Below are 14,454 nucleotides of genomic sequence, written 5' to 3'. Positions count from 1 at the left end.
CTATCAGCAGTCCTTTCACCGGAGACCCATCCGCTCTACGGCGATTTTCGCGATCTTGCGCGGATCGTTGGTGCCGGCTGCGCAGATGTCGATAACGTCGCGAGCCACCATCCTGCAAAGTGGGTCGTCACGGTCAAGCACGCCCAGTAAGTGTAGGGCGTTGTCGAAGGCCTTGTTCAGAAGTTCGATTTCCTCAGGCGTGCGTTCGCAGCCTTTCAGCAACTGATTGATTGGCATTGTTCCAGTCCTCAGCAGGTCACTGGCGCAACTAAACCAAGTTCCACTTATAGCACGGGAACTCCGTTCACGCCCGCAGAACTACGAGGCTAGCTTCGCCGTTCGTTCTGCGGGATAAAATTCCTTGATACGGATCAAAGATTGGATGGAGACATAACATCCGATAGGGGTCTCGGTAGAGGCCGCCGACTGAGGCCGCCTAGACAAAGCTACGCCGCCCGTTTGAAACTCTTACAGGCGGCGCGGCCTTCCAGCCCGGGAGGGGGTACGGACAAAATCCCGGATATTGCACTTTCGAACGCGATCTCTTTTACTTGTTGTATCGACCGATTATGTCGGCGCTCGTAATCCCGGCGACCGTAGCCATTCGCTTATCTGTGAGCCGGTTTCGGCCAGACGAGCCTTGCGGATTAGGCGCTGGCGCACGATGCCTGGGGGAGTTCCCCGCGCCTCCTTGCGGAGCCGCTCTGCATGGACGCTAAGGCGCTGTTCAAGTGATTGAATGTGTATGAGATGTTGCTTCATGGACGGCACGGCACGCTCCATTCCGTTAGAGGAAGGCGGGAGCGCGATCGAGCGTTCTCGTCACCGATATAAGCCACAGGTTCGGGCGGTGATGGATTTACTGTGTGCCTGTCTAGGGGGAATAGCGAGGTGTTTATTTCAGGTCCTATTTTCGCAAATCACGGACGCCAACTGAGGCGGCCTCTAATTGAGCGGCCCCAGCAACCTTTGGGGGCCTGTGCATTGAGGGAGGCTGGTTGCTGGGGCCATCTACCGGCCCGGTTGGAGCGGACCAGGTTCGCGCTTCGACTAAGGCGGTGGCGCAGCTATTGGAGACGACGGCCATTTAGCCAATCTATCCGCTGCATCCATGAGCTGGGCCTGAGATTTGATGTTGAGCTTCTTGAGTAGACGGAGGCGTTGGACCGATACCTGCGCTTTGGTTCCACCGATTTGCACAGCAATCTCTGCATCACGCCGCCCGAGAGCCATGCGCCTTAGGAGCTTCTTTTCACGCGGACTGAGTGGCAGTGCGGACGCCTTCATGACACGTACAACGCGATGCCGATGATCACGAGCGGGCTTAGCCCGAAAAGTACGATGCCGACGCTTTCGAGTAGCTCACGGCCCATGACGGAGCCCCTATCCTCGGAGCTAAAGCCTACGCCTGATGGAATTTTGTAGGCCAGTGCAGTTTGTGCCTTAGGCAACGGAGCAAAATAAAAAGGCCACGGCGAAGCTATCGGTTCTGTCGGCTACATGAACACGATGAGCAGGATCAGCACGGCAAGTGCTATCGAGGTAAGGCCGGCGATGTTCACAACTGTGTCCCGCGTCATGCCGGACAGGGGTGATACAGTTGCCTTCACGCCCGTTGATCTGGGTCAATCCGTGCGCTGTATAAGAGAACGTTTGGCCGTCAGCGGACCTGATGGAGCCAGAACATCTTATGGGCCGCCTCAGTAGTCCTACCGAGAACAACGGCCAAGCCTTGGTTCGCTCGGTTAATTCAAAACAGGCCACTCCAAAAATCAAACTAGGCCACTAGGGGATAAAACAGGCCAGCACCCACAGAACCGAGAGAACAGACTGCGAATGAGAACGCCAGCCGAACAAATTTGTAAAACGCCCGTAAAAGGGCGCTCCGCGTAAAATGGGCGCCGACGAAAGGCCTTTGATATTCTTGAGTGAAATGGTCGGAGCGAGAGGATTTGAACCTCCGACCCCTAGTCTCCCAGTTTGATTTTCCGGTCTTCCGCCGCATTCACGCCCTTTCCTCTCCTGTCAACATCCTCGAATAATCCCTTGTTCTCAGTTGGTTATTCGAATACCCGAATAGCCGGGCATTCCGCTCGTTTCCTCTCGCCGTGCTTACACGGTGCTGACACGGGGAATTCAGGGGGCACAGATGGCACGACTGACGAAGACCTTCGTCGACGGACTAGGGCGCCGCGACCGGACCTTCATCGAATGGGATGACGACCTTCCCGGCTTCGGCGTCCGCGTGACGACGGCCGGCGCGAAGTCGTGGGTCGTGCAGTACCGCGCCGCCGGCGGCGGCCGCGGCGCCCCGACCCGGCGCATGACATTGGGGACCCTTGCCACCCTGACCAGCGAGAAGGCCCGCAGCGGCGCAAAGGACATCTTGGCGACCGTGCGTCTTGGCGGCGATCCGGCCAACGACATTGCGAAAGGGCGCGAGGCTCCGACGGTCAAGGAACTGTCGCCGAAGTTCCTGCGGGCCGACGCGAAGGTCGGTCGCAAGGCGTCGACCCTCGCGCTCTACGACCTGTATTTCCGGGTCCACGTCCTGCCCGCGATCGGGAGCAAGCGGGCGAAGGACGTCACCGAAGCGGACATCCGAAAGCTTCATCGCCAGATCGGCATTGAAGCGGGGAAGCAGTCGACCGCGAACCGCGTCGTCGCGACGCTGTCGGGCTTCTTCGCGTGGGGGATCAAGGCCCGGGAGATCGACCGTACCGACAACCCGGCCCGCACTGTCGATCTGTTCAAGGAAGCTTCCCGGGAGCGCTACCTGACGACCGAAGAATTGGCGCGGCTGGGCGCGGCGCTGCGAGAAGCCGAAACAGTCGGTCTGCCCCATCTGGTCGACGAAACGAAGCCGAAGGCGAAGTATGCCCGCAAGCCTGAGAACCGCAGGACGATTATCGATCCGCACTCTGCCGCGGCCATTCGGCTGTTGATCCTGACCGGCGCCCGGCTCCGGGAAGTCCTGCATCTTTTTTGGACAAACGTTGACCTTGAACGCGGCATGCTCTTTCTCGACGACAGCAAGACTGGTCGGAAACCGATCGTCCTGAACGCGCCAGCGGTGCAAATCCTGACTGCCCTGCCCCGCGTCGGTCAGTTCGTCATCGCCGGCCGGTCCGCCGGTACGAAGGACGAAGCGCCGCGGGCAGACCTGCATCGGCCTTGGCGGGCGATCACGAAGCGGGCAGAACTTCAAGGCCTGCGAATTCACGATCTGAGGCACACACACGCGTCGGTCGGCGCAGGTGCCGGCGTCGGCCTGCCGATCATTGGCGCGATACTGGGCCACGCCGACGCGGCCACGACGGCAAAATACGCGCACCTGGCGAACGACCCCGTCCGGCGCGCGTCGGAGCGTATCGGCGGCGACATTGCCGCCGCGATGGGTGAAGCGCCGCCGGCTCCTGACAACGACGTCGTCGTCCCGATGAGGGCGCGCCAATGACCACGGTGCCTTCTGCCCCATCACCCAAACGATCGAACTACTGACCCGGGCGCTCGCGCAGGATCGTCGGCCCGCGCGTCCCGGTAAAGCACGCCAGCGCGTCCGCATGGTGTGTTTGGGTAGCTGTAGCAACCTGTTCCTGCGGCGTTCTCTCGATCCCGCGGCTACGTTTGACGGGGATAACCGCAGCGGGAGCATGCCCGGCCCACGACAAGGCGAGTAATGTCGCCTCTACAACTGGGGACGGGGCGTGAGCATGCCTGACTACATCTACACTGCGGGCGCAATGGCGTTTGGGGGACTTGGAATAGGAGCTCTCGCCGCCCGGCGCGGGCAGAGTTTCCTTTGGTGGCTGCTATTCGGCGCCATGATCCCCATCGTTGCGCTTCCGTGGCTGCTGCTCACGAGGTCCGAACGGCAACCGAGCGATCCGGCGCCCGCCGGCCTGCTGCCCTTGGCGATCATGTCTGGCATCGCGTTCGCCGCCCTGATCGGAATTCAATTCGCTTCCGCGCCCGCAACAATACCGTCGTGTGACGGTTACTTCGCCCGATCCGATCTGAAGACCGTCGTCGCCAATTCGCCGTACGGCAAGGCCGGACTAGCGATCGTGACGCTTACGGACATCAAAGAAGTGAGCAGATCGGCGACCGAAGCAAAGTGCAGAGCGACCGCGCGAATGAGCGACACCAATGTTGTTTCAATGGACTACCGCTTCTTCATTGAGGCGGAGCAGGTCCTGGTCGAGGCCCATTGGCATTGAGGGCGTCCGATCCCGCGGAAGGATTTCTTACCACATGGCCGATAGCCGCTTTCCTTATGAGACGTCGCGGTGGAGCAACCAGCCGGAACAAGCCAAGCGATGGTTTGAAGAACTGGAAATGATCGGTGCTCAGAACGTGCGCGCCAGGCTGGCGCAGACCGATGCGGGTTCGGCCGGCTCAGCTATGATCGGCACAATGGACATGACGATCGGCTTCGCTCAAGAGTGGCTGGCGTGGCACGATCGTAAGCAGGCCGCGGAAGCGAAGCGACCCGCAAAACACTGGCTCGATTGGGCAGGCTGGGTGGTCGCAGTGATCTCACTGTGCGTCACCGGGTTCGCTACCTACCGCACGGTCCTGATCCAACGCGACGACATTCGCGTTGCTGCCGGCGGTGCCTTGGCGGTGCGCGTCGATAAAGGTGATTTGCTGCTAGATCAGGATCAGCAGTTTACGTTCATTAATTCGGGAAACCGTGCGGCGGTCATTACCGGAAACTACGGCGAATTAGTGCTGCGCACCGATCCCAAAACCGGATGCGATGGCCGCTTCGCTAAGTCAATCATCCTTAACCCGACCCAAACGGTTGTGAAGCCGGGAGAGATTGTGCCCGTACATGCGAAGGTCGTGCAGCATTATCCCTGGGAAAAGGATAAGGACGGTTTCCGTTTCAGGAGGAGCAAGGAAGAACAGAACGACAGCTATATCGTCTGCCTGCAGCTTTTCGTGACGACACCAGATAGCTCGTCGATCCATTGGGTTCATAAGCTTTACTCGGTTCCGCCCACCGACGACCGCTCCCCAGACGAACCCGACAAGGACCCACCGACGCCCTTGAACGTGATCCAACAAACGCGCTGGGGCTTCAGCTGATGGATCGCTTAGCCGGAAAGCAAAAGCCGCGGCGCCGCTTTCGCGGCCCGCGGCTGCCCGTCGATCCACTCGAATTGACGGTATCGGAGGCAGCTACCCGTCAGGTCGACGCAGCAATCGACGCCCTCGAACGCGGCAAGTTCGATATCGCCCTAACGCTCGCCGGCGCGGCCGAAGGGATGATCGAACGCGACAGCCATCATCTATTCGCTGGCCTACGGGACAATCCGCGCGCTGAAGAGAGGTTTGCAAAAAAGAAGGATTGGATCGCGCTGCTCAACCGAGAGCGCGACTGGTTGAAGCACGGCGGCGACAATGAGATGCAAATCGAGTGCTTCGACGCTGCCATGATGATCGCACGGGCGGCGTCGAAGTTAGAGGTCTGGACGCCGAAGATGGAAGACTTCCGCGCGTGGTTCCTGCAAAGCTTAGACACCTTTTGAGCCCCCCGCGGGGTACGACCTGCGTCGTGTCGTGCGGCGAGCGCCGAACTTTAACGAAGTAGAGGCATCTCATCGAACGTCTGATCGCGATATGTCCGTCCCGTTGCCTTCTTTCGAACGCCACCCCACTGTTTGAAAAAGAAGGCGGTGCCCGCCCTGCGACAGGCAACCTCAATCTCAGACACCCAATCTTCCAGCATCGGCCGGGCGCGCGGTCCGCTCTCGCCTCCAACAATCGCCCAGTGGATGCAATCTAGGTTCGCCGTCGCGACAGAGCCTAACAAAGGCTCGAACGATACGAACCGCACGACGGCGTCGACTTTACGAAGTTCGTCAATGCGTCCGAGGTGGTCGGAGTTTTCCACGCTTGTTCCAAGCCATACGTTGGGAAGCTTCGGAAGCGCGGCGGTGACCGAGGCCATGCGATCAGGACGCTTCGTGAGAACCTGAAACGTGTGGTGCGGCGTATCTCGCATGACAGACCAAACTTCGGCGACGAACTCAGCGGGTACCTTCTCGTGAAACAAATCCGACATTGAGTTCACGAATATCCGCCTTGGCCGCCGCCAACCGCGCGGCATCGCCAGTGCAGCACGATCCAGCCTAATCTTGCCTGTCCACTTTGCCCGCCCGCCAGTCTTCCGCGTTAAGCCTTTGTACTTCTCGACGCCCATAGCATCGAGCCGCGCGGCCATTCTCATTGCGTAGCAATTTGTGCAGCCCGGCGAAAGAACAGTGCAGCCCGCGACGGGGTTCCACGTTGCATCCGTCCATTCAATCGAGGTCTCAGCCATAGAAACAACCCTCAAAGCAGCCGGTCTTGAACATTCACGTTCCTGATGTCGTTCCAAAGCTTGCGTCCGAGCGCATGCGCGCTAACGAACACTAGCCAATAAAGGCGCTGCCCGCGCGTAGCGGATACAAGCTCAATGCCATCTGCCGGCGTCGTCCCCAATGCGCGAATAAGTCCTAGCCAGTGATGAAGCAAGTCCGTCCGAATTGCGTGATCGCTACGATGTGGATCGATCGCTGATTGCCAGCCCGGCATGAACGCATCGAGAATGCGACCGTCCTGTAGATATCGCCTCAGGTTCCTTTGAAGATCGAAGACGCTGACGTGGATCAGCATATCCATTCTCGGCAGCCTAGCCAGTTTCTCGATGATGGAGAACGGGAGGTTCTCCAGATTATACGGATCGAGGAACGCAAAATGTAGGCCCGCCGGGTTCAGCGCGTACACGACGCGATCGACCGCCGTCTCAGCCCCTTCGTTGTAGAAATTGGCGCTGCCTCCGAGCCCAGCTATTCGTTTCTTCAACGCATCGACGTTTGTTAGATCGATATCGTTGAAGTGACTGTCCGAAAAGCGTGTGCCGCTTCGCAACGCCTCTCTGTAGGCAACGAGCGGGCTGCCATCTATGATCTGGCCCGTGTCATCACGCATGGAACGACCGGGCCCGGAAAATAGATCGATGTAAGCGGCGCCTCCTGTCCCTTTCGGCGGCAAGAACATTGCTCGCGCACTTCGGTAGGCATCGATGTATTTTCTCAGACGCTCGTGCTTTTCAGTGGCCCAAGGGCCGACAACGTCGACCTGCAGCCCGTCGTCGGGATCGACCTCCCTCTTAGGCATGCCTCTACCCCCCAAAAATAACCTTCGTTGAAATACGCCACCATGAGTTGCACAAAAAGGCCTGCGATGGGTTAACGCGGACAGCGCATCGGACGCTCCGAAGGTCGAACTTGACGGATCGGTAGCTGCTCAGCCCTTGTTTGCCCCCACGTTTAGCGGCTTGCTCGAACCGTCTAGCCCGCTCATCATCGCCGCCATGGGCAGCAAATCGCGAGAAAGCATCTACGGCGGCGCCGTTCGGGCCAAGGCCGAACGCGCCGCGGACGCGCGTAGGGCTGCCGACCGGCTTGCTTGCGAAGCATGGACCGCTCGCATGCTCGCGTTTCACGGGCCGGCGCAGCCGTCCCCGGCCCTGGGCGATGCCCTCAACGCCGGCTACCGCTACCTCGAAGTGAAGTGCCTGGGCTGCGATACCCATCAGACCGTTCCGCTCGATATCGTTCGGCGGCCGAAGACAACGCCGATCCACGAACTTGAACGATACATGCGGTGCAAACTATGTTCTGAACAGCGCGGCTATCCGTTCAAGCGCAGCCATCTGATCGCGCTGCGAGCGACCAAGATTTCAGCCAACGACCCGCGGTCGACGTGGTGGCCGGGGGAACGGTAACCAATTCTTTGGGAAGTTCGCGCTCATTGCAGTGTTCCAGTGTTCCCAGCGCGCTAGGATTGTAGATGGCTCAGGGCTTTGTTTACGTGCTCGTGTCGCCCAATAGCGACTATGTGAAAATCGGGCGAACAGAACGACCGATAATTGAGCGTCTCCGCGGCATCAATGGACATGAGGCCTACGCGGAACATGGGCCGTGGGAACTGTCCGATTTTTTACATGTGACTGACTGCGAGTTGGTTGAGCGAGAAATGCATAAACACTTCCGCGATCGTCACGTCGCGACCGTTGTTGGAACAAACGAGCTATTTGGGGTGCCCCCGCACGAAGCGAGAGAAAAGTTACGTGCGGTCGACATGCGGCTGCGCGTCGATCACGAAAAGACGGATCAGCTTTTTGCTGATCGCGACATAGCGCTCTTTCTTTTCAAGCTTTTCCAACTGTCCGGTCTATATGGAAATCTGGACATACAGGGCGCGTGGACGCTCAGCCTCCAACCTAAAACAGCCGGCGGACGTTGGTTCACGCTGAATGTTGGCCCCCACGAAGTTGCCTATAGTAGCCGAAAGCCTGTTGATGGGCTGCATTGCCATAGCCTCGTACTGGATCGGCTAATCTTGGAATATCCCGAGACCATCATGTGGATCGGGCAACACGAAGGGAAAGTCGAAGTTGCTCCCTACGATCGAGCGGAGCGGGCTGTTTCCGTCTATTTTTGGGAGAGTTTCGCGTCGGCCGAACGGTTCTTTAGGTTGCCCGGAGTGAGGCGGGCATTGATCGCGTATTGGGGTGAAGCCTTGGCTGATCTGAGGGAGCGCAACGCTAAGAGCGTTTACGCTCGATATCATTCCTATGATGCTGTTTCGCAGTTGATGGCGTACAGACGAGCTCGGCAGTTGCCTTTCGGCTTTGTCGTGGCCAAACCCGCGCCAGCATCGCTCTAAAATGTGCAACCTTTATTCCATCACCACGAACCAAGCCGCGATCGCCGCCCTCTTCCGCGTCGTCAACCGTTACGTCGGCAATCTGGCGCCCATGCCGGGCGTTTTCCCAGACTACCCGGCCCCCGTTGTTCGCAACACCGACGCCGGGACCGAACTCGCCCTGATGCGCTGGGGCATGCCGCCGCCGCCGCGCGCAGGCGGACCGCCGGTGACGAACATCCGCAACACGACGTCTCCGCACTGGCGCGGGTGGCTGAAGCCTGAAAATCGGTGCCTCGTTCCGTTCAATAGCTTTGCGGAGTATGCGCCAGAGCCGAACCCGGCGACGAAGAAGAAAGACGTCGTCTGGTTTGCGCTCAACGACGACCGGCCGCTCGCGGCCATCGCCGGCATCTGGACCGTGTTCAAGGGCGACCGCGGCACGAAGTCCAAGACGATCGCCGGCCCTCACAACGTCTACGGCTTCTTGACGACGGCGCCGAACGCCGTCGTCTAACTGATCCATCCCAAGGCGATGCCGGTCGTCTTAACCACAGACGAAGAACGTGACGTCTGGATGCGCGCGCCCTGGGATGAAGCGAAGGTGCTTCAACGTCCGTTGCCCGATGATGCGCTCAAGATCGTCGCCCGCGGCGAAGCAAAGGAAGATATCTCGGTGTCGGTCCCATGATGGCTGGTCAGCGGTCGACCGAATAGCCTCGAAAAGGCGTATCCGCGGTCGGCCCTGACGAAGTGAAAAGCGTCATACCTGAACGGACAAAGAAATCGTCGGCACTGAAATCCTTATGGAGCCCCCTGAAAATGTTGAAGCGTTCCCGGTTACCAATAGCGGCGGCTACGGTCGCTGTGGCCTTAGCAACCAGCCTGATCGCTGCACACGCTGCGCCGGTCCGCCCGCTGAACTGCAAAAGCCAGGGCCTCTGCGATTTTTTTGACGCATGGGCTCGGACGCGGATTTGCCCGAACCTGACATTCAACGAAACCGGAACCACGATGGATCGCGAGATCAATGGCGACGTTAAGGGACCGCGATACTACGGCATACGCAAGGACGCGCTCAATGCCAAGATCACGGCTGCGGTCGATGCGATCGACGTCTGTCATCCGTATTGTGCCGACTGGGAACACAAGCGCGGGTCGGCTTGCATGTACCTGATGTCGCGACCCGTTGTCGCCGAACCGGTGCCTCCCCCTGACTAACGCTCCCGTAGGCTAGACCTGATTTATCAACGTCAACGACCGAACCAAGGCGAAAGGCAGTGTCATGATCGATGGCGTAACGCCGAAGAAGGTTCGCTATTTCCACGGGGGCGACCGCGGGCTCCACGTCAATGACTACATCTTACCGCAATCGGAAACAGGCGTTAAAGGCATGTCCCACCCGCTTTGCCGAAAGGATCGCGCCTACGTTACGCCGCACATCGATCATGCCCGATTTTTTGCGTCCGGCGCTCGCGAGCCGGTGGTTTACGAGGTCGTTCCCGAAGGTGAGATTGAGGCTGATCCGGACGCAAACAAGTCCGGAATTTCGTTCGCCTGTCCAAAAGCCAGGATTATCGCTATTCACAAGGTGCCCGGAAAAGTGATCAAGAAGAACAGGAAGATCATGCAGCGGGCAGGCCGCTGATCCCACACGAGGGGTTGCACGCCTGAGCCGGGTGGAAGCGGCGGCCGAAGCCGCCGCCTATCGACGTTACGCCGTCACGCTTGCGATGCGAAGAACCGCGTCGGCGGGTTAACTTCATCCCGATACCACCCGGCGACTTGCTCCTATTTGCTTAGTCGTCACGAGCACAGATTGTAGCTATTAGCAGCCTGTGGTTGAAATAACGGAGAATAAAAATTGCATGGCTGATCTAACAGCCCCTCAATTAACAGGGCTCACCCTGCCATCGATCCTCGACATTAGTAGCGGGCCCGTTTCTGCGACATTTGGGGCGACGGCGACCGACGATCAGTCTGGCGTGAAGCAAGTCGTCATTTGGCTATCAAAGCAATTCACCGACAACGTCGGTACTTTCTCGCTAATCGGCCTTTTTGGCTTTGGAGCCGATACCTGGGCCGACGGCGCCTCGCAGGACACTCGGACAGTGTCTCAGTTTAACGGACCGGGAACCTATGAAGTTTCAAGCGTCGTCGTTTCGGACATGATGGGTAACCCCCATACTTACACGCCTCAGGAATTGACTAGTTTGGGTTTCTCGACGTCCTTCGCGATTTACAATCAGGACTATCAGCCCAGCGATGGTGCCGACCTGCTCTCGGGCTCTAACCTTGAGGATCATCTTTCACGGCCAACTTGGTAATGACACCATTTTCGCTTTCGACGGCAATGATTTCATTTACGGAGAAGGTGGAGACGACAGTCTGGATGGCGGCGCTGGCGATGATACCGCGGTCTTTTCTGGCAACAGAAGCAACTATACGATCACCCGAAGCTCGACCACACACTTGGTGGTCAATGGTGAAGGCGTTGATACGCTAACCGACATTGAGCACTTGAAATTTGCAGATGTGACCTTGAACGTCGTCAATCTGCCAATTACCGCGACCGGCGGCAGCTCTGACGATGCGCTTTATGGCGACGTTGGCAACGACACCCTGTGGGGCTTTGGCGGAAATGACGTTCTAGTTGGCTTTGCCGGAGACGACGTTGGATATGGCGGCGACGGCAACGACTATTTTTACGCTGGGGCAGGCAATGACGTGTTGTCGGGCGATGCAGGCCTCGACGTGTTGTTAGGCGAAGGCGGCAACGACAGCCTCTACGGCGGCAGCGGGTTCAACTATCTTTTCGGCGGAGACGGCAACGATATCGTTGTAGGAGCAGGCGGAACCGCAAGCTCCGACGTCAACGTAATGTATGGAGAAGCCGGCGCCGACAATCTCTACGGCGGCCAAGGAACGAATTATTTCTATGGCGGCGCCGGCGCCGACACGATGTACGGTGGCTCGGGCCTGAACATTTTTATCTCGTCGGGCGAGGCCGACGGCAATGTCATCTACGGTGGGGCCCAGAGCTACGTTTACGGCTCCAACGGCGGCGATACGGTGACCGGCTGGATCGGCGTCGACGTATTCCTAATGGGCACCGGGGCCGACGTAATCAACGGCGGCGGAGGGGTTGATTATGCCTGGGGCGGCGGTGGCTCGGACACCTTCGTTATCAATGACACAGTCCCGGAAGTCCTAGTGATCCAAGACTTCAACGTTGGCGGCGTCAGAGACGTTTTGAACTTTTCGGGGACTTCTCTGCATTCCTTTGCGGACTTGCAGGCAGCAACTTTCTATTCGCCGGGGATCAATACAACAATTATCACCGACGCAGCGGGCAGCGCCGCTTGGTTGATTGGCCTCGCGCCGGGACAACTCGATGCCAGCATGTTTAAGTTCTCATAGTAGGCTGCGCCGCTCAATCTCGCGGGAGGAGAGGAATAATCCTGACCATCTCCTTGTGAAAACGTAGCTGCTGCCCCATGCCGGGGAATGGGACGCCGAACATTTGCGCATTGCTGGCGGCCGCTGTTGCGGCCGCCTCAACGATGGGCCGGATAGTGAGAAGCACCGACACGATCGCAAGCGGGCGATAAAGCGCAATCCGATCGCGAAGGCTGTCCGCTGCACCTTGGCACTTTGCCTTGCGCTCAATACGCCCCAGCTTGTCTACTGGCGTGAGAACAAGATCGTCGAGAAACCAGCCGTAGCTTTTAAATCGCTGTAGAAAATCGCCGCCCCCGCCTAACGCCGCTTCGGTGGCGCGCTGCATGTGCCGCAACATCGCGTTGCTTCCGTAGTAGAAGAAATCGCCGCTTGCGGGCGCGCTCTCGCCTACGAACAGCGTCGTTATACGGTTGGGACGAAATCTCGCCCTTGTTGCTTCAATATCCATCATAAGCATTCCGTGCAAAAGCGGCGGACGAGAAGCAGGCCACACTCTGCGTTTGCGCACCGTGCTTAGGCGGTGAAATTCCCGTTTTGCCCGGCCATCTTCCCGGTTGTACCCGGCCGCGGTCTTCCGATAATCAGAGCGGACCGTCGACAGTTTGCACCTGCCGGCGGCCCTGACCTGCAACACGATAGGATAGATCATGCAGCAAGCTGCCATCAGCATACCTCAACTCTTCAAGGGCTATCAAACCGCCGACGCAGAAAAGCGCCGCGTCTACACTCTAGCGGAGCGGGCCACCAACGATATCGAAGCGGCTGAAGTCGCCTGCGACGCGGCATATGACGCTGCGGAGACGATCGCCGATGCTGTTTTCGCTACTCCGTTCGCGTCCGCCTCCGATATGGCAACGAAGGCTCAGTTGCTGCTTGCGCGAGGCGATGATCCAGCTGACCTTCTCTACTACCGACCAAAGGACCTTGTGCGCTTCCTGAAGGAAATCATCGCCTTCGCCCAACGATGACGAACGCCAACCGCACCGAGCGCGTTGGAGCGCCCAGCGACATTACGCTGGGCACCCTGCGCCGGTGCGGCACGCCGAGGTAACATCGTTCATGACGAAGCGTTTCCGATCTTTCGCTGATCTTCCGCTTTTTGCGAGCGAAGAAGACATCGCAATGGCCCTGTTAGGAACGGGAAAGAACGTATTATGGCGCAGCTTGGCTCCATTGCTCGAAGGCCGTGGGCTCCCGAAAATAGACGGCCTGATGGGCGGGCGATACACGCCGGCCGTAAAGGCGTTTTGGGATCGAGAGTACCGGATAGACGCGCCCGACCATGTCTCAGCGCCACACGTTCCGGCAGATTTGTCAGCGAATTGGATGAAACGGAAACCAAAATCACGCGCTTAGGAGCCCGCGAGGTTGGGGGCGTATAGTGGACAGGACCGCGAAGCGTTGGGATCGTGGCCTGGGTACCGCAAAAATATCCGCCGGCCGACTTGAGGACGGCGCTAGCAGCAGAGGGGCCACCCGCGGCTGCCCGCGTTGCCGCGCTCCTCCGGGCATGGCAAGGTGCCTACATTGGTGATTGGGGAACAGATGAACCGGCTTCAGAAATTCGTCGAGCAAGACGCCGCGACCGATCAGCCCGGCCGAACGGCGTACGCTTTCAACGCCACAGTGCTGCCAGAGCCCGGGGCCGGCTTCGATTGGCGGCCGGTCGTCGGCTTCAGCGCCGGCGATGAAGTGCTGAAAGACCCCGCACTGAAGACTGTTTTTCAGACTGCGATTAAGCGAGGATTTGCGATCGCGTCGCGCGATTGAGCATCCGAACGCTTCACGCCGTCCACCGATTTGATCGGCCTTTCCCGCGGCGACGCCGCGTCCTTCGACGGTTTCGGGGAGGATCAGACAATCTCGCCGCATCCGTCACCCCCGGCGCGGCGGGTTCGCTCGTTGGCGCATCGACGACTGATCGAAGCGGCGATCTTCGAACGGCGACCGCGGTTTCGAGCGCGGCCAGAAATATCCGCCCATCCTCCGTGATTTCCCAGCCCGCCTCATCGCGAAGGACGAACTTAGCCGCGAAGATATTCAGATCGGGCGCATGCTCGATCAATCGCTTCATGCGATCGGTCCAGTCTCTGCCGCTATTCATCAAGATTGCGACTGCATTCCGTAGGTCGGCAACAGAGGCTCGCCCGGCGGACTGGCCGGCCAGCACTTTCAAGACGGTCAGTTGGAAGGACACTTCCACGTCTCCGGTCTGGCTGGGTGCGAAGTCTCGGCGAGATCGGTTAACCGCCGGTCAAAAATTTGACTGATGCGCCGGCTCCTTCCCTC

General features: G+C 58.9%; 18 protein-coding genes and 1 pseudogene. 13 read left to right on the top strand and 6 right to left on the bottom strand.

What is annotated here, in order from left to right; genetic code table 11:
• Positions 1-15: 15 nt before the first annotated feature.
• A complete protein-coding gene (locus K359_RS0140750) occupies positions 16-237 on the bottom strand; it encodes a hypothetical protein (RefSeq protein ID WP_051346680.1) in 222 nt (73 codons plus the stop codon).
• Between the two features lie 813 nt (positions 238-1,050).
• Complete coding sequence (locus K359_RS66395; protein WP_084518689.1) at positions 1,051-1,287, bottom strand: LuxR C-terminal-related transcriptional regulator; 237 nt, start codon at positions 1,285-1,287, stop codon at positions 1,051-1,053.
• A gap of 862 nt (positions 1,288-2,149) precedes the next feature.
• Between K359_RS66395 and K359_RS0140740 the strand changes: the two genes are divergently transcribed.
• The 4 genes from K359_RS0140740 to K359_RS0140725 all read left to right on the top strand — a co-directional run bounded on the left by K359_RS0140740 (position 2,150) and on the right by K359_RS0140725 (position 5,537).
• Complete coding sequence (locus K359_RS0140740) at positions 2,150-3,457, top strand: site-specific integrase (protein ID WP_035977978.1); 1,308 nt, start codon at positions 2,150-2,152, stop codon at positions 3,455-3,457.
• Positions 3,458-3,713: 256 nt separating this feature from the next.
• Positions 3,714-4,220: a hypothetical protein gene (locus tag K359_RS0140735; RefSeq protein ID WP_029084352.1), complete on the top strand. Its 507-nt coding sequence runs from the start codon at positions 3,714-3,716 to the stop codon at positions 4,218-4,220.
• A 34-nt stretch (positions 4,221-4,254) separates the two neighbouring features.
• Positions 4,255-5,094 carry a hypothetical protein gene (locus K359_RS57735; RefSeq protein WP_051346679.1) on the top strand — a complete coding sequence of 280 codons (840 nt, stop codon included), beginning with the start codon at positions 4,255-4,257 and terminating at the stop codon, positions 5,092-5,094.
• On the top strand, positions 5,094-5,537 hold the full coding sequence (locus K359_RS0140725) for a hypothetical protein (protein WP_029084351.1): 444 nt from the start codon (positions 5,094-5,096) through the stop codon (positions 5,535-5,537). Before K359_RS57735 ends, K359_RS0140725 begins: the two co-directional genes overlap by 1 nt.
• Positions 5,538-5,587: 50 nt before the next feature.
• On the opposite strand, the gene K359_RS0140720 is transcribed toward K359_RS0140725, so the two are convergent.
• Positions 5,588-6,331 (bottom strand): DUF5131 family protein, encoded by a 744-nt coding sequence (locus K359_RS0140720; RefSeq protein WP_029084350.1) that lies wholly within the window; start codon positions 6,329-6,331, stop codon positions 5,588-5,590.
• A gap of 11 nt (positions 6,332-6,342) precedes the next feature.
• The gene (locus K359_RS54735; protein WP_035977976.1) at positions 6,343-7,170 is read right to left on the bottom strand and encodes a three-Cys-motif partner protein TcmP; all 828 of its coding nucleotides are present in this window, start codon (positions 7,168-7,170) and stop codon (positions 6,343-6,345) included.
• 196 nt (positions 7,171-7,366) lie between these two features.
• Between K359_RS54735 and K359_RS0140710 the strand changes: the two genes are divergently transcribed.
• The 7 genes and pseudogenes from K359_RS0140710 to K359_RS0140685 all read left to right on the top strand — a co-directional run bounded on the left by K359_RS0140710 (position 7,367) and on the right by K359_RS0140685 (position 12,123).
• Positions 7,367-7,780, top strand: coding sequence for a hypothetical protein (locus K359_RS0140710; protein ID WP_029084349.1), 414 nt, complete (start codon positions 7,367-7,369; stop codon positions 7,778-7,780).
• 65 nt (positions 7,781-7,845) lie between these two features.
• The gene (locus tag K359_RS54730) at positions 7,846-8,724 is read left to right on the top strand and encodes a GIY-YIG nuclease family protein (RefSeq protein ID WP_084518688.1); all 879 of its coding nucleotides are present in this window, start codon (positions 7,846-7,848) and stop codon (positions 8,722-8,724) included.
• Position 8,725: 1 nt separating this feature from the next.
• Positions 8,726-9,394, top strand: a pseudogene (locus K359_RS54725) (SOS response-associated peptidase).
• 131 nt (positions 9,395-9,525) lie between these two features.
• Complete coding sequence (locus K359_RS62180; RefSeq protein ID WP_156928948.1) at positions 9,526-9,924, top strand: hypothetical protein; 399 nt, start codon at positions 9,526-9,528, stop codon at positions 9,922-9,924.
• A 64-nt stretch (positions 9,925-9,988) separates the two neighbouring features.
• On the top strand, positions 9,989-10,351 hold the full coding sequence (locus tag K359_RS0140690; RefSeq protein WP_029084347.1) for a hypothetical protein: 363 nt from the start codon (positions 9,989-9,991) through the stop codon (positions 10,349-10,351).
• Between the two features lie 220 nt (positions 10,352-10,571).
• Positions 10,572-11,030 carry a hypothetical protein gene (locus K359_RS62175; protein WP_156928947.1) on the top strand — a complete coding sequence of 153 codons (459 nt, stop codon included), beginning with the start codon at positions 10,572-10,574 and terminating at the stop codon, positions 11,028-11,030.
• Positions 10,999-12,123, top strand: coding sequence for a calcium-binding protein (locus K359_RS0140685; protein ID WP_198031251.1), 1,125 nt, complete (start codon positions 10,999-11,001; stop codon positions 12,121-12,123). Before K359_RS62175 ends, K359_RS0140685 begins: the two co-directional genes overlap by 32 nt.
• A gap of 13 nt (positions 12,124-12,136) precedes the next feature.
• Here K359_RS0140685 and K359_RS0140680 read toward each other — a convergent pair whose 3' ends face one another.
• Positions 12,137-12,814: a hypothetical protein gene (locus tag K359_RS0140680; protein ID WP_156928946.1), complete on the bottom strand. Its 678-nt coding sequence runs from the start codon at positions 12,812-12,814 to the stop codon at positions 12,137-12,139.
• Between K359_RS0140680 and K359_RS0140675 the strand changes: the two genes are divergently transcribed.
• Both K359_RS0140675 and K359_RS57730 read left to right on the top strand, forming a co-directional pair.
• The gene (locus tag K359_RS0140675; protein WP_029084344.1) at positions 12,813-13,133 is read left to right on the top strand and encodes a hypothetical protein; all 321 of its coding nucleotides are present in this window, start codon (positions 12,813-12,815) and stop codon (positions 13,131-13,133) included. The genes K359_RS0140680 and K359_RS0140675 overlap by 2 nt on opposite strands.
• Before the next feature lie 577 nt (positions 13,134-13,710).
• Positions 13,711-13,935 carry a hypothetical protein gene (locus K359_RS57730; RefSeq protein ID WP_051346678.1) on the top strand — a complete coding sequence of 75 codons (225 nt, stop codon included), beginning with the start codon at positions 13,711-13,713 and terminating at the stop codon, positions 13,933-13,935.
• A 13-nt stretch (positions 13,936-13,948) separates the two neighbouring features.
• On the opposite strand, the gene K359_RS54710 is transcribed toward K359_RS57730, so the two are convergent.
• A complete protein-coding gene (locus tag K359_RS54710) occupies positions 13,949-14,362 on the bottom strand; it encodes a hypothetical protein (protein WP_035977980.1) in 414 nt (137 codons plus the stop codon).
• Between the last annotated feature and the right edge of the window lie 92 nt (positions 14,363-14,454).

This window comes from Bradyrhizobium sp. th-b2, assembly GCF_000426785.1.
Taxonomy (GTDB): domain Bacteria; phylum Pseudomonadota; class Alphaproteobacteria; order Rhizobiales; family Xanthobacteraceae; genus Bradyrhizobium; species Bradyrhizobium septentrionale.
The sequence above is the reverse complement of the archived record's forward strand: the minus strand, read 5'-3'. Positions and strand labels throughout refer to the sequence as shown.